The sequence below is a fragment of the Mycobacterium sp. E796 genome, from assembly GCF_001672815.1.
In the GTDB taxonomy this organism is placed as follows: Bacteria; Actinomycetota; Actinomycetes; order Mycobacteriales; family Mycobacteriaceae; genus Mycobacterium.
Genome location: NZ_LZKK01000369.1, coordinates 1 through 19,152, shown reverse-complemented (window position 1 = coordinate 19,152; position 19,152 = coordinate 1). Strand labels below are relative to the sequence as shown.

Below are 19,152 nucleotides of genomic sequence, written 5' to 3'. Positions count from 1 at the left end.
CCGCAAATACCGTTGATTTATGACGGATTCGTACCTCGCCGCACCCTCGTCCACGACATGGCGCGAGTCCCGGACCCGCCGCTACGCGATGACCCGACCCGACTTCTTCGCGGTTGAATACGCGATCAACCCCTGGATGGACGTCAGCACGCCCGTCGATGCCCACCTCGCCCGGGCGCAGTGGGACGCCCTGCGCCAGACCTACCTGCGGCTGGGTCACCACGTGGACGTGATCGAACCCGTGCCCGGTCTCCCGGACATGGTCTACGCCGCCAACGGCGGGTTGATCGCCCGCGACATCGCCGTCGTCGCCAAGTTTCGGTTCGCCGAGCGCGCCGGGGAGTCCCGCGCCTATTCCGAATGGATGTCGTCGCTGGGTTATCGGCCGGTGGCCACCCGCCACGTCAACGAGGGACAGGGCGACCTGCTGATGGTCGGCGATATGGTGTTGGCGGGCTATGGGTTTCGCACCGACCGGCGCGCACACCCGGAAATCGCCGCGGCGCTCGATGTTCCGGTCGCCTCGCTGGAGCTGGTGGACCCGCGCTTCTACCATCTCGACACCGCGCTGGCCGTCCTCGATGACGACACGATCGCGTTCTATCCACCGGCGTTCAGCGCGGCGGCGCAAGATCAGCTGCGCGCGCTGTTTCCCGACGCGATCGTCGTGGGAAGCGCCGACGCCTACGTGCTCGGGCTCAACGTCGTCTCCGACGGCCGGAACGTCGTGCTGCCCTCGGCGGCAACCGGTTTCGCCACACAACTGCGGGAGGCCGGCTTCGAGCCGGTCGGCGTGGATTTGTCCGAATTGCTCAAGGGCGGCGGCTCCGTCAAGTGCTGCACATTGGAGGTATTCCCATGACGATCCTCGACGCCCGGACCGCGCACGGCACCGACGCGGCGGTCGGGCTGGTCGAAAGGTATGCGGCGCACAACTATTCGCCGCTGCCCGTCGTCGCGGCAAGCGCCCAGGGTGCGTGGATCACCGATGTCGAAGGCCGTCGCTACCTGGATTTCCTGGCCGCCTATTCGGCGGTCAACTTCGGTCACCGCCACCCCGAGATCACCGAGACCGCGCACGCGCAACTGGACACCGTCACGTTGGTGAGCCGCGCGTTTCATTCCGACACGCTCGGGCCGTTCTGCGCCGCGCTCGCCGGACTCTGCGGCAAGGACATGGTGCTGCCGATGAATTCGGGCGCCGAAGCCGTGGAGAGCGGCCTGAAGGTCGCTCGCAAATGGGGCGCCGAAGTCAAGGGCGTCGCTGCGGGACGGGCCAATATCATCGTGGCGGACAACAACTTCCACGGCCGCACGATCAGCATCGTCAGCTTCTCGTCCGACCCGACGGCGCGCGACGGGTTCGGGCCCTTCACCCCGGGATTCCGTTCGGTACCGTTCGGCGACGCCGCGGCGCTGGCCCGGGCGATCGACGACGACACCGTGGCGGTGCTGCTGGAACCCATCCAGGGCGAGGCGGGCATCGTCGTCCCGCCCGACGACTACCTGCCCACCGTCCGCGCGCTGTGCAGCGAGCACAACGTGCTGATGATCGCCGACGAGATACAGTCGGGGCTGGCCCGCACCGGCTACACGTTCGCCTCTGACCGGTGGGGCGTCGTGCCGGACGTCTACCTGCTCGGCAAGGCGCTCGGCGGCGGCGTGGTGCCCCTGTCCGCGGTCGTCGCCGACCGCGAGATCCTCGGCGTGCTGCGCCCCGGCGAACACGGCTCGACCTTCGGCGGCAACCCCCTCGCCGCGGCGATCGGCACCACGGTCGTCTCGATGCTGGCGCGCGGCGAATTCCAGGCCCGGTCGGCCCAATTGGGCGCGCACCTGCACCGCCGGTTGCGGGGGCTGATCGGTGACGGCGTGATCGCGGTACGCGGCCTCGGGCTGTGGGCCGGCGTCGACATCGAACCCACGCTGGGCACCGGCAAGGAAATGAGCCTGCGGCTGGCCCGGCGCGGCGTCCTGGTGAAGGACACCCACGGTTCGACGCTGCGGTTCGCGCCGCCGCTGGTGATCACCCGCCAGGAGATCGACTGGGCGATTGACCAGTTCGCTGCGGCGTTGCGGGAGGCTCGCGCATAATCAGCTGATCCACGCAACAGGGGGCGCACGTGCCATCCAGCTCGATCAGCCTGACCGACCAAATGCTGCGGCGCCGTCCCGTCGTCGGCGCCCACGCCGCCCGCGGGGCCGCGGATCACCTCCAGCGCAGCATCGGCACGTTCCAGCTCACCATGTTCGGGGTCGGCTCCACGATCGGCACCGGCATCTTCTTCGTCATGTCCCAGGCGGTGCCCGAGGCCGGCCCCGGCGTGATCGTCTCGTTTCTCATCGCGGGCATCGCGGCCGGGCTCGCGGCCCTGTGCTACGCCGAATTGGCCGCCGCGGTGCCGGTTTCGGGGTCGGCCTATTCCTACGCGTACACCACGCTGGGCGAGGCCGTCGCGATGGGCGTCGCGGCGTGCCTGCTGCTGGAGTACGGGGTGTCCACGGCCGCCGTCTCGGTCACCTGGAGCGGATACCTGAACAAGCTGCTGCATAACGTGTTCGGATTCCAACTGCCGCACGCGCTGTCGGCGGCGCCCTGGGACTCGGAACCGGGCGTAGTGAACCTGCCGGCGATCATCCTGATCGTGATGTGCGCGCTGCTGCTGGTCCGTGGTGCCAGCGAGTCGGCCAAGGTCAACACCGTCATGGTGCTCACCAAGCTCGGCGTGCTGATCATGTTCGTGGTCCTGGCGTTCACGGCCTTCGACCTCGGCCGGCTCAAGGACTTCGCCCCGTTCGGCGTCGCCGGCATCGGCTCGGCGGCCGGCACCATCTTCTTCTCGTACATCGGCCTCGACGCGGTCTCGACGGCCGGTGACGAGGTGAAGGATCCGCAGAAGACCATGCCGCGCGCCATCCTCGCGGCGCTGGCGACCGTCACCACCGTGTACGTCCTCGTCGCGCTGGCCGCGCTCGGCACCCAGTCGTGGCGCGACTTCGCCGCCCAGCAAGAGGCGGGGCTGGCCACGATCCTCGACAACGTCACCCACGGCCGTTGGGCCAGCACGATTCTGGCCGCTGGCGCCGTAATCTCGATCTTCTCGGTCACATTGGTGACGATGTACGGCATGACGCGCATCCTGTTCGCCATGGGTCGCGACGGGCTGCTGCCGTCGCGGTTCGCCACGGTGAATGCGCGCACCATGACCCCGGTGACCAACACGGTGATCGTCGCGGTGGCCGCGGGGTGCCTTGCCGCATTCGTGCCGCTCGACAAGCTGACCGACATGGTGTCCATCGGCACCCTGACAGCGTTCATCGTCGTCTCCGTCGGCGTGATCATCCTGCGCGTGCGCCAACCCGACCTGCCGCGGGCATTCAAGGTGCCGGGTTACCCTGTCACGCCGGCACTTTCGGTGCTGGCCTGCGGCTACATCCTGGTCAGCCTGCACTGGTACACCTGGATCGCGTTCTCCGGATGGATCGCGGTGGCGCTGATCTTCTACTTCGTCTGGGGCCGCCACCACAGTGCGCTCAACGAGGAGGAAACGCCGTGACCGTGGTCGCCGGATACCGGGCGGGCGAAGTCGGCCTGTCGGGGCTGCACCTGGCCGTCCGCGCCGCGCGGACGCTCGGGACGTCGCTCACCGTGGCGACCATCGTGCCCAAGCCGTGGCTGGCACCGTCACTGGCCCGCGTCGACGCCGAATACGAGCAGTGGGCCGAGCATTTGGCGACGGACTCAGCGGAGGAGGCCGCGCGGTTCCTGCACGATCTGTGCGACGGGATCGACGTCACCTTCCTGCATCGCGCACACCGCTCGGTGTCGGCGGGACTGATCGAGGTGGTCGAGGAGGTCGGGGGCGAAGTCGTCGTGCTGGGGTCGCTGCCCAGCGGGGGACCGGGCCTGGTCGTCATAGGTACCACCGCCGACTGGCTGCTGCACGCGTCACCGGTGCCGGTGGCCATCAGCCCCCGCGGATATCGCGCGCACACAGGCGGATTGACGCGGATCACCTGCGCCTACGCCGCCACCCCCGAAGCGGTCGAGGTGGTGCGGCGCTGTGCCGAGACTGCGCAGCGATTCGGGGTGCCGCTGCGGGTGATGACTTTCGCCGTACGCGGCAAGACGATGTATCCGCCCGAGGTGGGATTGGGCGTCGAGGACGAGATCCTCGAGGCGTGGGCAGCGCAGGCGCGCGAGATCCTGGCAAGCCTGAAGAGCGACGGGGTAGTCGGCGAAGACGTTGCGCTGCAGGTGGTTACCGGCCACGACTGGCACGAGGCGCTGGGCAATGCGGACTGGCACGACGGCGACATCCTGGCGCTAGGAACGCGACCGCGCGACGACATCCGCCGGGTGTTCCTCGGTTCCCGCAGCGCCAAGATCATCCGCGAGAGCCCGGTGCCGGTGCTGGTGCTGCCCGGTTAGCGGCCGTCCTGCGCGTTCCACACGCCGAGATCGACGCTAGCGCCAGTTCCCACTTCTTCACGCCAGCGCCGATCTCGACGGAGACTCGGCTCACGGACGCTAGCGCGGCACCTGGACCAGCGGCTGGCCGCCGATCTGGCCCCAGCACCCGGCCGGGTCGCGGCCGTTCTTCACCTGATCGTTGAGGCAGTTGAAGATCGCGATCCGCAGATCCGGCGGGGGCTGGTTGGCGCGCTGCTCGGCGGCCAACCGGTTCTGCTCCGCGGTCTTGACGTCCTGCTGGGCGTTGATCGTTTCCTGAACTTTCTGGTTGTAGGCGTCGATGCGCTGCTGGGTCGGCTGGTCGTAGAAGATCCGCGGGATGCGCACGTCGAGGATCTCGATCTCGCTGCCCACCGCGTCCTGCAGATCCTTCTTGACCTGTGCGGCCATCGCCGGCAAGTCCGCACCCTGGGCCGGCGCGGTCATCTGCGCCGACGAGCCTGGTGCGTTCGCCGCGGCCGCCAACATGACCTGCGGGTTGAACGTGGCGAACACCTTCGACAACGCCACCTGCGCCTGCCGGTCAACCAACTGCTCCTTGATCGTCTGGAATACGTTGGCGCCGCCGTAATCCTGGAACAGCTTCGGGGCCGCACCCTCGCGCAGCCGCCAGTTCAGGTTCTCGTCGACGTAGGCATTGGAGTTGTTGGCCAGCCGCACATTGATCGCTGCCGGGTTGTTGTTGGCGCCCCTGCCCTGACTGGCGTCGTCGAAGCTGTTCGACTCGAACGCCTGCAACTGGATCGCCTCCGACAGCTCACTCACCTTGCGCCACGGCGCATGCCACACGATCCCGGCGCCGTGCACACCTACCGGCTTGCCGAACTCGGTGATGATGCCGACGTTTCGCGTGTCCACCCGGTCATAGGCGCTGATGAGGGTGAACACCACGCCAAACAACGCAGCCGCCGCGGTGATGCCCCACCAGGTCGACCTCGTCCCGGTGCCGAGTAACAGGCTCGCGACGAAAGCCATGGCCGCCACCAGGAAAAACAGGATCGCAATAATCCACCACCCGGGCATGACATCCTCTCCTTGTTGCAGGTCGCGTCAGCGTACCGCCCGTCGACGGGCCTGTGAACGCTTTCACGGGACTGGCGGCTAGCGCTGCGCGGCGGCGTTGGCCGCCGCCTGAGCCTTCCGCAGGGTGGCGGCGACATCGCCTCGACCCAAGAACATTTCGTCGAAATAGCTCTGCAGGGCGGTGTACCCCGCGGCGAAGCCGGCGCCGCCCGGTGCGGGAATGCGGGGACCCTTCAGCACGGAGAAGAATGGCCTGACGTCGATGCCTTCGGCGGCCCAGTGGTCGAAGTAGACCGGCTGAGCCGACAGCACCGCGGGGATGGCCGCACCGTCGCGGCCCAGGTAGGCGTTGCCCTCCCGGCTGCCCATCCAGGCCAGCACCTGGCGCACCGCATCCGGGTGCTTGGTCGCCGAATTGCCCGCCGCAGCAATGCCGTTGGTGACGCTCACGCGGCCGGCTGGGCCCGCCGGCATCATGGCCACACCCCAGCGGAAGCGCGCATCGCGGGCGACCGGTTTCAGGTTGTAGGTGCCGGACTGGAAGAGCGCCATCCTGCCGGCCAGGAACTGATTGCGGGAGAAGTCGCCGTTGTCGTTGGTGTCGGCGGCCGGCGGCGCGACGTGGTCGTCGTTGATGAGGCCGACCAGATACCGGAAGGCGGACACCGCCGCGGGGTTGTCGAAGGCGAACTCGTCGCCGCGTTGGAACACCCCGCCCGCCGACCCGATGTAATTCAGGTAGATGCCCTGGGGGTCGTTGGCCGCGTTGTATCCCCACTGGCGGACCCGCCCGGCATCGAAATATGCTGTGCCAGCGGCGTTTCCGTCGGCGTCGAGCGTCAGCCGGGACAGCAGGGGGCGCAACGTGTCGCCGTCGCCGGTTGGGTTCCACCGCAAGTCGTTGAGTTGGGCGGGATCGACTCCGGCCGCCGCGAGCAGGTCCGCGTTGTAGTACAGCGCGATCCCGCCGTCGGTCAGCTGCGGCACACCCCACAGCACGCCGCGGCGGGTGAACTGCTCCACCACCGCCGGATCCCAGTCGGCCGTGGCATCCGGGCCCAGCATCTCGCCGACGTCGAGCAACCGGCCGTCGTCGGCGTAGGCGGCGAGGTACGCGTTGGACACCCAGAAGATGTCGTCGGCGCTGCCGCCCGCGACATCGGTGCGCAGCGTGTTGAAGTACGTCGAATACGCAACGATGTTGGTGCGGACCTCGATATCGCGATGCGTGCGGTTGAATTCCGCGAACGACTGCTGATACGCCGCGGCGATCTGGTCGGCCCACACCCGCACCTTGATGACGATCTTGCCGCCGTGGGGTTCGGCGGAATAGTCCAACAGCACGGCCATTGCGGCCAGCAGCGCCGCCACCAGCGCGAGCGCCCCGGCGACCAGCGTCGATGAGCGGGGCCTGGTCATTTGAGCCCCGAGACGACGATCGACGCGACGATGTGGCGCTGGAAGCCGACGAACAGCGTGATCAGCGGCACGATCGCGAGCGTCGTCGCCGCCATCACCAACGTCCACTGGGAGTTGAACCGCGACTGCAGATCTGCCGTCGCCACGGTGAGCACCCGCCATTTGTGCCCGCTCGTGATCACCAGCGGCCACATGAAGTTGTTCCACTGCGAGACCACCGTGATCAACGTCAACGCGGCCAGCACCGGGCGGCTGGCGGGGATCACCACGTGCACGATCACGTCCAGAGTGTTGGCCCCGTCGAGGCGCGCGGCGTTGATCAAGTCGTTCGGGATGATTCGAAAGTGCTCGCGCAGCAGAAAAATCGCGTATGGCGAACCGAACATGAACGGCAGCACCAGCGCCCAGAACGTGTTGCGCAGGCCCAGCTGCGCCATCATCAGATACATCGGCACCACAGTGACCGTTGCCGGCACCATCAGCGTGGCGATGTAGACCCAGAACAACGCGTCGCGCCCGGGGAAATGCAAGCGCGCGAACGCGTATCCGGCCAGCACCGAAAACGTCAGCTGGCCCACCAGGATCACCGCCGTCATGAGCGCGGTCACCGCCGCCGCCCGGCCGAACCCGGCGCCGCCCAGGTCGGAGTAGTTGGCCAGCGTGGGTGGCCGCGGCAGTTGCAGCGGCGTGCCGGTGGCGAACTGGTGCGCCGAGGTGAAGGAGGTCAGCAACCCAAGTGCGAACGGCGCCAACGTGATCAGCGCGCCCACCGTCAGGCCGGCGTAGATGGCGACGTTGAGGAGGCGGCTAGACGAGGTCATAGCTGATCCGTCGACGGAAGTAGAGGTGCTGGACGACGGTGACCCCGATCAGGATGACGAACAGCACCACCGCCATCACCGACGCCCGCCCGATCGCCGCCGCCCCGAACGCCTCGGCGTAGATGCGGTGCGCCACCAGGTCGGTGCTGTTGCCCGGGCCGCCGCCGGTCAGGGCGTACACCATGTCGAAAACCTGTGCGGTGCTGACGATCCCGGTCACCAGGACGAAAAATGTCGTCGGGCGCAGCATGGGCAGGGTGATGCGCCAGAACCGCTGCCACGCGTTGGCGCCGTCGGTGCGCGCGGCGGCGTGGATGTCGTCGGGGATGGCCAACAGTCCCGCGAGGAACGACAGCGAGACGTACCCGACGTTGGTCCACACCACGACGGCCGACACCAGCGGCAGCGCGAAGCTGGGGTCGGAGAGCCACCCGATGCTGTGGCCCAGTACGGCGCTGACGGCGCCGTCGGTGGGGGCCAGGATCCAGCGCCACAGCACCGCGATCGCCAGCGGCGCGCAGATCCAGGGCAGCACGTAGACCGTGCGAAATAGCCCGGTCCCGGGGAGTTGGCGGGCGAGCATGGAGGCGGCCAGCAGCCCGAGGATGGTCTGCGCGGGAACCACGATCGCGACGAAGACGGCGGTGACGATCAGCGAGTTGGCGAAGCCGGAGTCGGTCAGCACCGACCGCCAGTTGGCCAAGCCCACATAGCGCAGCGGGCCCAGTAGGTCCCACCGGTAGAGGCTGAGCCAGATCACCACCAGGATGGGTAACAGCAGAAAGGCGAGGACACCGAACAGGCTTGGGGCCAGCAGGGCGTAGCCCAGCGCCGTGGATCGAGGCTGTTTCCTCAGCACGGCGCTGGCCATGCAGGTAATTAAAGCGGGCGCTGCCGTCGTTCGGGGCGAGCGGTCGTTACGGTGGTGCGGTGACTTCGAACCGGGGGATCGATCCCGACTTCCTGGACCTGCCGCGCCACGAGCTCGCCGAAGCCGCGCTGTCGGCGGCCAAAGCGGCCGGGGCCAGCTACGCCGACCTGCGGCTTCACCGCCTGAGCAGCGAGATCATCCAGCTGCGTGACGGCGAGCTGGAGACCGCGGTCGTCAGCCGCGAGGTGGGCCTGGCGGTGCGGGTGATCGTCGACGGCACCTGGGGATTCGCCTCGCACGCGGAGCTGGCGCCCGCCGTCGCGGCCGAGACCGCGCGCCGCGCCGTGCACGTGGCCACCACGCTGGCGATGCTGAACAAGGAGCGCGTCGAGCTCGCCGAGGAGCCCGTGTACACCGATGCCACCTGGGTGTCCAACTACCGGATCGACCCGTTCGAGATACCCGGTCCGGACAAGATCGCCGTGCTGGAGGAGTACTCCGGGCGCCTGCTGGGCGCCGACGGCATCGACCACGTGTCGGCGGGCCTGACCGCCGTCAAGGAGCAGACGTTCTACGCCGACACCTTCGGGTCGTCGATCACCCAGCAGCGGGTGCGTGTGCTGCCGTCGCTGGAGGCGGTGACCGTCGACGCCGCCGCCGGCAGCTTCGACTCGATGCGCACGCTGGCCCCGCCGATGGGGCGCGGCTGGGAAGCGCTGGCCGGCGACGATGTGTGGAACTGGACCGACGAACTGGCGCAGCTGCCGGCGCTGCTAGCCGAGAAGGTCAAGGCGCCCAGCGTCACCGCGGGGCCAACGGATTTGGTGATCGATCCGACGAACCTGTGGCTGACCATTCACGAATCCATCGGCCACGCAACCGAATACGACCGCGCGATCGGCTACGAGGCCGCCTACGCCGGGACGTCGTTCGCCACACCCGACAAGCTCGGCACCATGCGCTACGGCTCGCCGGTGATGAACGTGACCGCCGACCGCACCGTCGAACACGGGCTGGCCAGCATCGGCTACGACGACGAGGGAGTGGCCGCGCAAAGCTGGGACCTGGTGCGCGACGGGATCTTCGTCGGCTACCAGCTTGACCGGGTGTTCGCCCCGCGGCTGGGGCAGCCGCGGTCCAACGGGTGCTCGTATGCCGACTCGCCGCATCACGTGCCCATTCAGCGGATGGCCAACGTGTCACTGCAGCCAGCTGCCGAGGACATCAGCACCGCCGATCTGATCGGCCGCGTCGAGGATGGCATCTACATCGTCGGCGATAAGTCGTGGTCAATCGACATGCAGCGCTACAACTTTCAGTTCACCGGCCAGCGGTTCTTCCGCATCCGCGACGGGCGCCTGGACGGGCAGTTGCGCGACGTCGCTTACCAGGCGACCACCACCGATTTCTGGAATTCGCTGGAAGCCGTGGGTGGTGCGTCGACCTGGCGGATGGGTGGCGCGTTCAACTGCGGCAAGGCGCAGCCTGGGCAGGTCGCCCCGGTCAGCCACGGCTGTCCGTCGGCGCTGTTCCGCGGGGTGAACGTGCTCAACACGGTCAGCGAGGGCGCCCGATGATCACGCCGCAGCACGTCGTCAACCTTGTCTTGGACGAGGCGGCCAAGCTCGGCGGCGCCAGCGAGACCATGGTGCTGGTCACCGACAGGGTCGAGGCCACGCTGCGCTGGGCGGGCAATTCCATGACCACCAACGGGGTTTCGGTCAACCGCAGCATCGCGGTGATTTCCATTGTGCGGCAGGGTGATAGCGCACACATCGGCACGGTGGTCTCCGCCGAGGTGGATCCGCGGGTGATTCCGGGGCTGGTCGCGGCGTCCCAGGAGGCGGCCCGCTCGGCGCCGGAGGCCGGTGATGCCGCGCCGTTGCTCGCCGATAGCGGGGTGCCCGCCGATTGGGACGCACCGGTGCCGGGCACCGGCCCCATGGTGTTCTCCGACGTCGCCGACTCGCTGAGCCGGGGCTTCCTCGGCGCCGATCGGTTGTATGGTTTTGCGCACCACAGTGTTTCGACAACATTCCTCGCATCGTCGACCGGCCTGCGCCGGCGCTACACCCAGCCCACCGGCGCGCTGGAGATCAATGCCAAACGCGGCGACGCCAGCGCCTGGGCGGGTATTGGCACCGCGGATTTCGTTGACGTGCCGACCGATTCGCTGCTCAAGCAACTCTCGACGAGGCTCGACTGGGCCAAGCGCAGCGTCGCACTGCCCGCTGGACGTTACGAAACGATCATGCCGCCGTCGACCGTGGCCGACATGATGATCTACCTGGCCTGGTCGATGGCCGGCCGCGGCGCGCAGGAGGGACGCACGGCGTTGTCCGCGCCCGGCGGAGGCACGCGCGTGGGGGAGCGGCTCACCGATCTGCCGCTCACGCTATTCTCCGACCCGATGGCACCGGGGCTGGCGTGCACCCCGTTCGTCGCGGTGAGCGCCTCCTCGGAGACGATGTCGGTGTTCGACAACGGCATGGAGATCGCCCAGGTGGACTGGATCCGCAACGGCGTCATCAACGCGCTGGCCTACCCGCGGGCCACGGCCGAGAAATTCGACGCCACGGTCGCGGTCGCCGCCGACAATTTGGTGATGACCGGCGGGTCGGCGGAGCAAGCCGACATGATCGCGGCCACCGAGCGCGGCCTGCTGTTGACCACCCTGTGGTACATCCGGGAGGTCGATCCGACCACGCTGCTGCTTACCGGGCTCACCCGCGACGGGGTCTACCTGATCGAGGACGGCGAGGTGACCGCGGCGGTCAACAACTTCAGGTTCAACGAGAGCCCGCTGGACCTGCTGCGGCGGGCCAGCGAGGCGGGGGTGAGCGAAAAGACGCTGCCGCGGGAATGGGGCGACTGGGCCACCCGGGCGGCCATGCCGTCGCTGCGGATACCGGATTTCTATATGTCTTCGGTGAGCCAAGCGCAGTAGCGTGTGAGAAATGCTGACGCGGTTGGTGGCCCTGTGCCCGGGCGATGGGCGCATCACGGGTCTGGTACGGCGGGTTTGCGCGCAGACGTTGGGGTTGCCGCCGTTGCCCGCCGCGGTCGAGGTTGAGGGGCCGGAGTCGGAGGCCGAAGTCGCGGTCGCCGAGTTCGCCGAGCAGTTCAGCGCCGACGTCTCGGCGATCACCGGCGAGCAGCGGTCGCGATTGTGGAAACAGTTGGGTGACCGCACGTTTGATGCCGTCGTGCAGATGTACATCGCCGACTTCGTTCCGCGGGTGCGTGCCGGGCTGGAGGCGTTGGGCGTCGGCACGGAACAGCTGGGTTGGGTGAACGGGCCGATTGCGTGGGACCGCGCCACCGAGCCGTCGGATCTGGTGTTCAACGAGTTCCTGCCCGCCGTGGCCCGGATGCGCGCGCTGGACCCGGTCACCTCCGAGCTGGTCCGGCTGCGGGGCGCCGCGCAGCACAACTGCCGGCTGTGCAAATCACTGCGCGAGACCACCGCGCTGGACGCCGGGGGATCCGAGTCGCTGTACGGCGACATCGAACGCTACGAGGACTCGCCGGTGTTGACCCCGCGCGCTAAAGCAGCGCTGCGCTATACCGATGGGTTAATTTGGACGCCTGCGCACCTCGTCGTCGACGTTGCCGCCGAGGTGCGCTCCGGGTTTTCCGAGGCCGAGGCCGTCGAGCTCACTTTCGACGTCATGCGCAATGCCAGCAATAAAGTCGCCGTGTCGCTGGGCGCCGACGCCCCGCGGGTCGACCAGGGGACCGAGCTTTATCTGCTCGACGCGGACGGGCAGACGGTATTCGCCTGACGGGGACATGCGACCGAGGTGCCGCGGCGTGCATGGCACCTCGGTGGGTGGCGCTGCGGTCTAGCCGCCGCCTCCGCCGCCGGCACCGGCGTCGCCAACGTTGTAGTAGTAGTCGACGTCGTTGGGCTCGGCGCTGACCGTGGCCTTGGCGGGGTGCGTTGCCTCAGCGATCGCCACCACCGGTGCCGCAGCCATGGCCGCGATGGCGAGCGCCGCGAAGGCGGCTCGCGCGCCAAGGCGTCGAGGACAGTCGGCTGTAGTTCTACTCATTCGCTATTTCCTCTCAGACTTCTTTGACTGTTGGTAATGCGCGCATTAAGTCGGAGTGTGCACCTGGGAATCGCCGCCAAGCGCGCCAACAAGGTAACGGGAAAGTAAATGAAAAATACTCTTTTGTTTCAATCGGTTGGCCGTCGCGTGAATGCTATTGGCTTGCTGGACGGTAGGTTTAGGCGCGACGTTTGAGCGTAAGTCGTTGGGCTGCAATCGAAGCAGCAAGGGATCCTGTCTTCGAGGCGGATTCAGGGATCACCCGCCGCCCATGCAAGCCTGCGCGAAGTATGACCGCCTGTGACCTGCGCGAAGGCGCCGCAGCATCGTCAGGAGTTTGCGACTGCGACAGCGCGTTAAGTTCGCGTTAGCGCCACAAAAACTGCGCCATTGAGCCGTTCTTACAACTCGACTGGTAAATTGTTTCCGGTCGCGAACAGGCCGCCTCATCCGCAATTCAAACAACCAGAGCCGCTGAAACACAAGGTGTTTGGACTTAAATCAGGGGTCGTTTCCGCCCAGGAGGGGCGCCCAGTGTTCGGCACCGATCATCAGGCGGCGCCCACGGTCGCGATTGGCAGTCGTGCTAGGCGCCTTTGCTGCCGCGCGGCCGGCCCGTACGCATAGCTTTTCGCGTGCAAACACGCCGCGGCTCACCTCGCCAACCGCCCCGATGTGAGCGCGCCGAAACACTTCGCAACAATTGGCGGGTCCCGCTAGCGGCCCGTCGGCGACGACCTCAGCGCCCTGCTGCCGCGTGAGGCACACACTGCCGCTGGGCAGCGAGGAGGAGCGCTAGGGTGATGCTCGCACCTCAACTCGATTGGGGGCGGTAGCTCAGTTGGTTAGAGCCGCGGACTCATAATCCGTTGGTCGCGGGTTCGAGCCCCGCCCGCCCCACAGCCCCACAAGCCCCACAAGCTGTTTTTGCAGCTAGAGGGCCTGAAATGGACACGCGGCGTTGGGCCTCGACGGCCCCAAATCGGCGCTGTGACAGCGGGCCGTAACCGAGATTTCATGCCGGTTGCCCGGCTTAACTCGAAGAGCCACAATGACGGCACCGTTAACGCCAAGAAAGAAGGCGCGTCAAATGCTTTCACGTCGCTGGCTGGCCACACTCACCGTTTCCATTATGGCTGGCGCTGCCCTGGTTACTGGCTCTGCGATTGCGACTGCCGATCCCGTCAATGACGGGTACCTCACTCAACTGCAGGGCCTCGGCTTCACTTGGCCGCCGGGCCACGAGGCGGCTCTCATCGGGATGGCGCAGCTAATCTGCGACGATCTCGGGTCGGGTTGGACGCGCGACCAAGTTGCCGAGGACATCCACTCGAACTTGGACGGCAGGGGCATTCACTACGGACAAGTCGAGGCCATGGTGCACCTCGCACACTCGACCTATTGCCCCAACGCGACGTGCTGGGTCGCTCCAGGCAGTGGGGCAAGTTGGTGCTGAGCGCGAGAGTCTCTGCTCGGGCATTCTCGGCATGGAGTGTGGTGGCACTGTTGCGTGTGCTTTACGCGGAACCGTACTAAGGATGCGGCCGAGCGCCGCTTCATCGAGCAGCACCGCACCCGCAAGGGTTGCGGCAGTGGTATCGGTCTGCGGCACACAAGCCACCAGCGTCGTGACCGCGAGCGCAACCGCCATGCTCACCGGTGGATACGCTCTCGAACTTCAGTTGCCCACCCAGGCATTTCATTACCCGACCAGCAGCCGTGAACGTCGTGGCCGCGGATAGGCCCGCCAAACCTCTGGACTACGCGGGCTTGCGGGCCGAATTATCCGCGCTGGCCGATGGGACCGGCCCGTCGCTGTCCGTGCGGGCCGCGCCTGCGGCGAGGTGCTTCAGCAGCTCGGCCTGTATTAGCCGGCGCCCGGGCGCGAGCCGGTGCGAGAGCCCGTTCAGCAGGATCAGTGTGCGCCCGACGAGCGCGAAGTCCTCCGGGATCTTGCGCAGGCTCGTTTCGCCCAGGATCTCGAAGAAGCCGGCCTCGGTGTCGCTGTCGCCGATCGTCATCAGCATCAGCGTGCGCAGGTTGTCGGGTTTCATCGAGGCGACGTCGAAGCCGAGCTGCTGGGCCGCGGCGAACGCGGATCGCGAGTCACCGATCATCGAAGACACCATCATCGTCGCGACGAGCCGCGCGAATCCTGGTGGCAGCTCCTTGGCCAAGCCGAAGTCGAGCAGGCCGATCCGGCCGTCGGGCAGGATCAGCAGGTTCCCAGGGTGCGGGTCGCCGTGGAAGAAACCCTGCTCGAAGATCATCGTGCCGTACAGCGCGCCGATCTTGCGCGCGACCTCCGCTAGCTTGTGGCCCGCCGCGACAAGCTCTTTCGTGCGCGCGACCTGGATGCCTTGCAGGTACTCGAGCACTATCACGTTGTCGCCGCACAGTTCCGGGTGGACGCGGGGGACGACCACGAAGGGGACGTCAGCGAGGTTCTTCGCGAGCCGCTCGGTCGAGCGTGCCTCGCGCCGGAAGTCGAGTTCGAACTCGACGAAGCGCGTCGTCTCGGTGACGAGCGCTCGCAGGTCGATGCGCCGCTGCACGAGCATGACGATCCCGACGACGCGGCGCAGCATGCCGAGGTCGAGCGGAATGATCCTCGGGATCTCGGGATAGCGGATCTTCAGGACGACCTGGCTGCCGTCGCGCAGCGTCGCGCGGTGCACCTGAGCCAACGAAGCGGCGGCGAGGGCCCCGGGGTCGATCGTCGCGAAGACCTCTTCGACCGGGCGGCCGAGGTCGCGCTCGACGAGCGGCCGCAGCGTCTCGAAGGGGCGCGGCGGCACCGCGTCGTGGAACTGGCTCAGCTCCTCGATGAAGGGCGCCGGTAAGAAGTCGGCCCGTGCGCCCTGGATCTGGGCGGCCTTCGTGAAGGCGCCGGCCAGCGAGAGCGCGACGCGCTTGATCTCGCGGGCTGCCGCGCGGTGCGCGCGCTGCCAATCGGCGTCGTTCGTAGGCCACAGCGCGGTGCGATCGCGCGCCAGGAGCAGCAGGTACCGGGGTAGGACGCGCACGACCGCGAGTGACACGCGCAGGACTCGGACGACTCGAAAGTGTCGGATCACGAAGCTGCAGCGCGCCTTTGCTATCGAAGTCGAGATAGGGGGTGCCCTTCGCGATCCCTGCCTCGCGAGAGGTCCAGAGCATCCGGGCGACGCGCGGCCAGGGGGGACTGGCGGGCCTCGTGGAACGCGACGCGCGTGCTTGAGGCGATCGTGGGCACGGTGTTATTGTGGCCGGTCAGTCGGTCATTCTCAACACTGTGCTCGCCCAGAGGACCCCGCCATGACGTCTCGTGTCTGGCAGCGCTCGGCGCCCTCTCGCGACCGGTCGTCACCTCTTCCTTCTCCTAACGGCTCCGCTGACTTCGACCTGTTCCTGCCGCTGCGCAGCGCCGGCTCACTCGAAAACCCCTACCCGATCTACTCCGTGATCCGCACGGTGCGGCCCGTGCTCGAGGTGCCGGTCCCGAACTACGCCGGACCCGGCGCGTGGATGCTCACGCGCTACCGCGACGTCCATTCGGCGTTGCGCGACGCGCGCTTTTCGGTCGAACGGCTGCGCGCGCCGCTCATGCGCGACAACCTCGACCGCATGCCGGAGTTTCTGCGCCAGAACGCGACCGGCATGCGCTCGATGCTGACCATGGACGCGCCCGACCACACGCGCGTCCGCAAGCTCGTCAACAAGGCCTTCACGCCCAAGCGCATCGAAGCGCTGCGCGGCCACATCGAGGCGATCGTCGGCGAGCTGGCCGACGAAGCACAGGCCAAGGGCACCTTCGACCTGATCCACGACCTCGCCGAGCCGCTCCCGGCGATTGTGATCGCTGAGCTGCTCGGCGTCCCGGCGGAGGACCACCGTCAGTTCCGCCAGTGGTCCAGCGCGATGATCAACGGCTTCGCGTCGCCGGGCGCGGAGGGGCGCGCGACCGGCGCCGAGGCGGCGCGCCAGATCTTCGACTACCTCGCCGACATCATCGCTGCCCGCCGCCGCGCCCCGCGCGAGGACCTGATCAGCGCGATGATCGCGGCCCAGGAAGAGCGCGACGCTCTCACCGACGCCGAGCTGCTCGCGACCGGCAACCTGCTGCTGCTCGCCGGCCACGAGACAACGACCAACCTGATCGGCAACGGCACGCTCGCCCTGTTGCGCGAGCCCGATCAGTGGCAGCGACTCTGCAACGAGCCCGCGCTGCTCCCGACCGCGATCGAAGAGCTGCTCCGCTACGACGGGCCTGTGCAGGCGACGGTGCGCGTCGCGCTTGAAGACGTCGCGATCGATGACCATGTCATCCCGGAGGGTTCGCTCGTTCTCGTGAGCATCGGCGCGGCGAACCACGACCCGGACCGGTTCGAGGACCCCGACCAGCTCGACCTCGCGCGCGACCCAAACCCGCACCTCGCGTTCGGGTTCGGCACGCACTTCTGCCTCGGGGCGCCGCTCGCGCGGCTCGAGGCGCGGCTCGCGTTCGACGCGCTGACGCAGCGGTTTCCGGGGCTCTCGCTCGTGGAGGACAGGCCGGTGTACCGGGAGAGTCCGGTGCTGCGCGGGCTCACGAGCCTGGACGTGGCCGCTTAGGCGCGATGCCGCTCGCGATCGCGAGTCTAGAACCCCACTTCGCTGTGCTCACAGCTCCGTCGCGACCGGCACCGGCACTCCCTGGCTCGCCATGGCCATCACAGCCGCGAGTTTGCGACCGCGCGGCGAATTCGATTCAGGGACAACAGGTCGTCGTCCTGTACGTACTTGCCCACGCCACCCTGCCTGGTTAGGAGGCGATGAACGCGAGCAAGTCCGGGTTGAGGAGATCGGCGTGCGTTGTCGGCGAAGGACTATTTCAACCTCCGGCCGTGTTGCCTCACCAGAATGCCTAGGGCTGTGTCCATGCCTTGACGAACTGATATCGCCACGGCGCCTCCCTCCGAAACATTCACCCGCACGAAGGAGTCGAACCTGTGAGCTCGCCGTCTCTGCACTTCAACGCTTTCATCTGGCCGAACGGCTATCACGAGGCCGCGTGGCGTGTCGTCGACGGCGATATTCGCAATGTCCTGGGCCTGTCCTATTACACGGACATCGCGCGCATCGCGGAACGCGGTCTGATGGACTCGATCTTCTTGGCCGACAACATCGCCATCGCCGAATATCGCGCCACGTACCTGCCTCAGACGCAGTTCGACCCGATAGCGGTACTCTCGGCGCAGGCAGCAGTCACCGATCACATCGGGCTGATCGGGACCGGCTCGACGACCTACAGCAAGCCGTGGGAGCTGGCTCGCCGCTTCGCGACGCTCGATCACCTGAGCGGGGGCCGCGCCGGCTGGAACATCGTCACCACCGTCACTCCGCTGGCCGCCGCCGCGTTCGGCGAGCGATTCCATCCCGAGCACGCCGACCGCTACGCGCAGGCCCACGAGTTCGTCGACGCCGTCACCCACGTCTGGGACAGCTGGGAGGACGACGCGGTCATCGGCGACCGCGACCGCGGCGTGTGGGCAGACCGCGCCAAGTTGCATGCGCCGCGCTTTCACGGCAAGTACTACGACGTCGAGGGCATCCAGCCATTTCCGCGCAGCCCGCAGGGGCATCCGGTACTCGTTCAAGCGGGGCAATCTGCCGCAGGTGTCGGGCTTGCCGCGCGATACGCCGAAGTGGTCTTCTCCGGACCGCCCTCACTTGAGGCGGCGGTCGCTTTCCGAGCCAACCTTCACGAACAGGCCGCGGCCCTAGGCCGAAAGCCCGATCAGGTGCTGGTGCTGCCCGCATTGATGATCACACTCGGCGGCACCGAAGCCGAGGCTCGAGCACGCGCACAGCGCCTCGAAGACCTGGAGAACCCCGAGTTTCGTTGGCAGAACACTCTTTACACAGCGGGACTTGACCCGGACGGCTTCGATCCCGATGCTCCGCTGCCCGCCGAACTCTGGGCCGAGCGGTCGGCGCCGTCAAGCCGCGCCGAGCAGCTCTTTGCAGCCTCGCGCGCGCGGCCGGAGGCCTCGTTGAGGGAGATCGCCAAGCAGGTGACTGGCGGACTGGCGGGACAGACGCATTTCATCGGCACGCCGGAGCAGCTGGCCAACCATGTGACCGCGTGGCAGGACGCAGGCGCAGTCGACGGGTTCACCATCATGGGATCGACATTGCCGCACGAACTTACGACGTTCGTCGATCATGTCGTTCCCATCCTGCAGCGCCGCGGCCGATTCCGCACCGAGTACGCCGGGCCCACACTGCGCGATCACCTTGGGCTTGAACGGCCGGTGAAATAGCGTCTTCGTGGATGACTCCGGGCTGTCGCGGCGGCCAGTGCGAACACGCGAACCGCATCTCTTAATTGCCACGAACACCAGCCGACAACACACCGGCTGGGCTCTCGCGAAGTTGCGGTATCCAAGTTTTCGCACGGCGGCGCGTAGCCGTTGACGTGTGATAGCCGAGTTGCCGCAGTGAAGTCGGGATCGCTGGCGGGATCCC

Annotated in this window: 16 protein-coding genes and 1 tRNA gene; 11 read left to right on the top strand and 6 right to left on the bottom strand. The window is 67.4% G+C overall.

Translation table 11 applies throughout. From position 1 onward, the window contains the following. Positions 1-19: 19 nt before the first annotated feature. Genes ddaH through A5706_RS30605 form a run of 4 tightly spaced genes read left to right on the top strand, consistent with a single transcriptional unit; the run spans position 20 to position 4,432 of the window. The gene (gene ddaH / locus A5706_RS30620; RefSeq protein ID WP_068139993.1) at positions 20-862 is read left to right on the top strand and encodes a dimethylargininase; all 843 of its coding nucleotides are present in this window, start codon (positions 20-22) and stop codon (positions 860-862) included. Further along, positions 859-2,094, top strand: coding sequence for an ornithine--oxo-acid transaminase (gene rocD / locus A5706_RS30615; protein WP_068139990.1), 1,236 nt, complete (start codon positions 859-861; stop codon positions 2,092-2,094). The genes ddaH and rocD overlap by 4 nt, the downstream gene beginning before the upstream one ends. Positions 2,095-2,123: 29 nt before the next feature. After that, entirely contained in the window at positions 2,124-3,557 is a 1,434-nt protein-coding gene (locus A5706_RS30610; RefSeq protein ID WP_068139988.1) for an amino acid permease, read from the top strand. After that, the gene (locus A5706_RS30605) at positions 3,554-4,432 is read left to right on the top strand and encodes a universal stress protein (RefSeq protein ID WP_068139985.1); all 879 of its coding nucleotides are present in this window, start codon (positions 3,554-3,556) and stop codon (positions 4,430-4,432) included. Before A5706_RS30610 ends, A5706_RS30605 begins: the two co-directional genes overlap by 4 nt. Positions 4,433-4,531: 99 nt before the next feature. Here the strand turns inward: A5706_RS30605 and A5706_RS30600 are convergent, their stop codons facing one another. The 4 genes from A5706_RS30600 to A5706_RS30585 form a co-directional block, all read right to left on the bottom strand. After that, the gene (locus A5706_RS30600) at positions 4,532-5,497 is read right to left on the bottom strand and encodes an SPFH domain-containing protein (RefSeq protein ID WP_068139982.1); all 966 of its coding nucleotides are present in this window, start codon (positions 5,495-5,497) and stop codon (positions 4,532-4,534) included. Positions 5,498-5,575: 78 nt separating this feature from the next. Continuing rightward, complete coding sequence (locus A5706_RS30595) at positions 5,576-6,916, bottom strand: sugar ABC transporter substrate-binding protein (RefSeq protein ID WP_068139980.1); 1,341 nt, start codon at positions 6,914-6,916, stop codon at positions 5,576-5,578. Continuing rightward, positions 6,913-7,737, bottom strand: a complete 825-nt coding sequence (locus tag A5706_RS30590) for a carbohydrate ABC transporter permease (RefSeq protein WP_068139977.1) — start codon at positions 7,735-7,737, stop codon at positions 6,913-6,915. The genes A5706_RS30595 and A5706_RS30590 overlap by 4 nt, the downstream gene beginning before the upstream one ends. Continuing rightward, positions 7,724-8,593 (bottom strand): carbohydrate ABC transporter permease, encoded by an 870-nt coding sequence (locus tag A5706_RS30585; protein ID WP_156767425.1) that lies wholly within the window; start codon positions 8,591-8,593, stop codon positions 7,724-7,726. Before A5706_RS30585 ends, A5706_RS30590 begins: the two co-directional genes overlap by 14 nt. Before the next feature lie 74 nt (positions 8,594-8,667). Here A5706_RS30585 and A5706_RS30580 point away from each other — a divergent pair, with 74 nt between their 5' ends. From A5706_RS30580 to A5706_RS30570, 3 genes are read left to right on the top strand one after another with little or no spacing between them, the layout of a single operon-like run. Continuing rightward, complete coding sequence (locus A5706_RS30580) at positions 8,668-10,185, top strand: TldD/PmbA family protein (RefSeq protein WP_068139973.1); 1,518 nt, start codon at positions 8,668-8,670, stop codon at positions 10,183-10,185. Next, positions 10,182-11,555 (top strand): TldD/PmbA family protein, encoded by a 1,374-nt coding sequence (locus A5706_RS30575; RefSeq protein WP_068139971.1) that lies wholly within the window; start codon positions 10,182-10,184, stop codon positions 11,553-11,555. The genes A5706_RS30580 and A5706_RS30575 overlap by 4 nt, the downstream gene beginning before the upstream one ends. A gap of 10 nt (positions 11,556-11,565) precedes the next feature. Then, the gene (locus A5706_RS30570) at positions 11,566-12,393 is read left to right on the top strand and encodes a carboxymuconolactone decarboxylase family protein (protein ID WP_068139966.1); all 828 of its coding nucleotides are present in this window, start codon (positions 11,566-11,568) and stop codon (positions 12,391-12,393) included. A 60-nt stretch (positions 12,394-12,453) separates the two neighbouring features. Here A5706_RS30570 and A5706_RS33360 read toward each other — a convergent pair whose 3' ends face one another. Continuing rightward, complete coding sequence (locus A5706_RS33360; RefSeq protein WP_156767423.1) at positions 12,454-12,663, bottom strand: hypothetical protein; 210 nt, start codon at positions 12,661-12,663, stop codon at positions 12,454-12,456. Between the two features lie 826 nt (positions 12,664-13,489). Here A5706_RS33360 and A5706_RS30565 point away from each other — a divergent pair. After that, positions 13,490-13,563 (top strand) — tRNA-Ile (locus A5706_RS30565). Positions 13,564-13,714: 151 nt separating this feature from the next. Further along, positions 13,715-14,119 (top strand): DUF732 domain-containing protein, encoded by a 405-nt coding sequence (locus A5706_RS30560; protein ID WP_369831982.1) that lies wholly within the window; start codon positions 13,715-13,717, stop codon positions 14,117-14,119. Between the two features lie 304 nt (positions 14,120-14,423). On the opposite strand, the gene A5706_RS30555 is transcribed toward A5706_RS30560, so the two are convergent. After that, positions 14,424-15,689: an AarF/ABC1/UbiB kinase family protein gene (locus tag A5706_RS30555; RefSeq protein ID WP_197518036.1), complete on the bottom strand. Its 1,266-nt coding sequence runs from the start codon at positions 15,687-15,689 to the stop codon at positions 14,424-14,426. A gap of 271 nt (positions 15,690-15,960) precedes the next feature. Between A5706_RS30555 and A5706_RS30550 the strand changes: the two genes are divergently transcribed. Together A5706_RS30550 and A5706_RS30545 are read left to right on the top strand one after the other, a co-directional pair. Then, a complete protein-coding gene (locus tag A5706_RS30550) occupies positions 15,961-17,256 on the top strand; it encodes a cytochrome P450 (RefSeq protein ID WP_082964750.1) in 1,296 nt (431 codons plus the stop codon). A 377-nt stretch (positions 17,257-17,633) separates the two neighbouring features. Beyond that, positions 17,634-18,947 carry an NtaA/DmoA family FMN-dependent monooxygenase gene (locus A5706_RS30545; protein WP_068139959.1) on the top strand — a complete coding sequence of 438 codons (1,314 nt, stop codon included), beginning with the start codon at positions 17,634-17,636 and terminating at the stop codon, positions 18,945-18,947. Positions 18,948-19,152 lie beyond the last annotated feature (205 nt).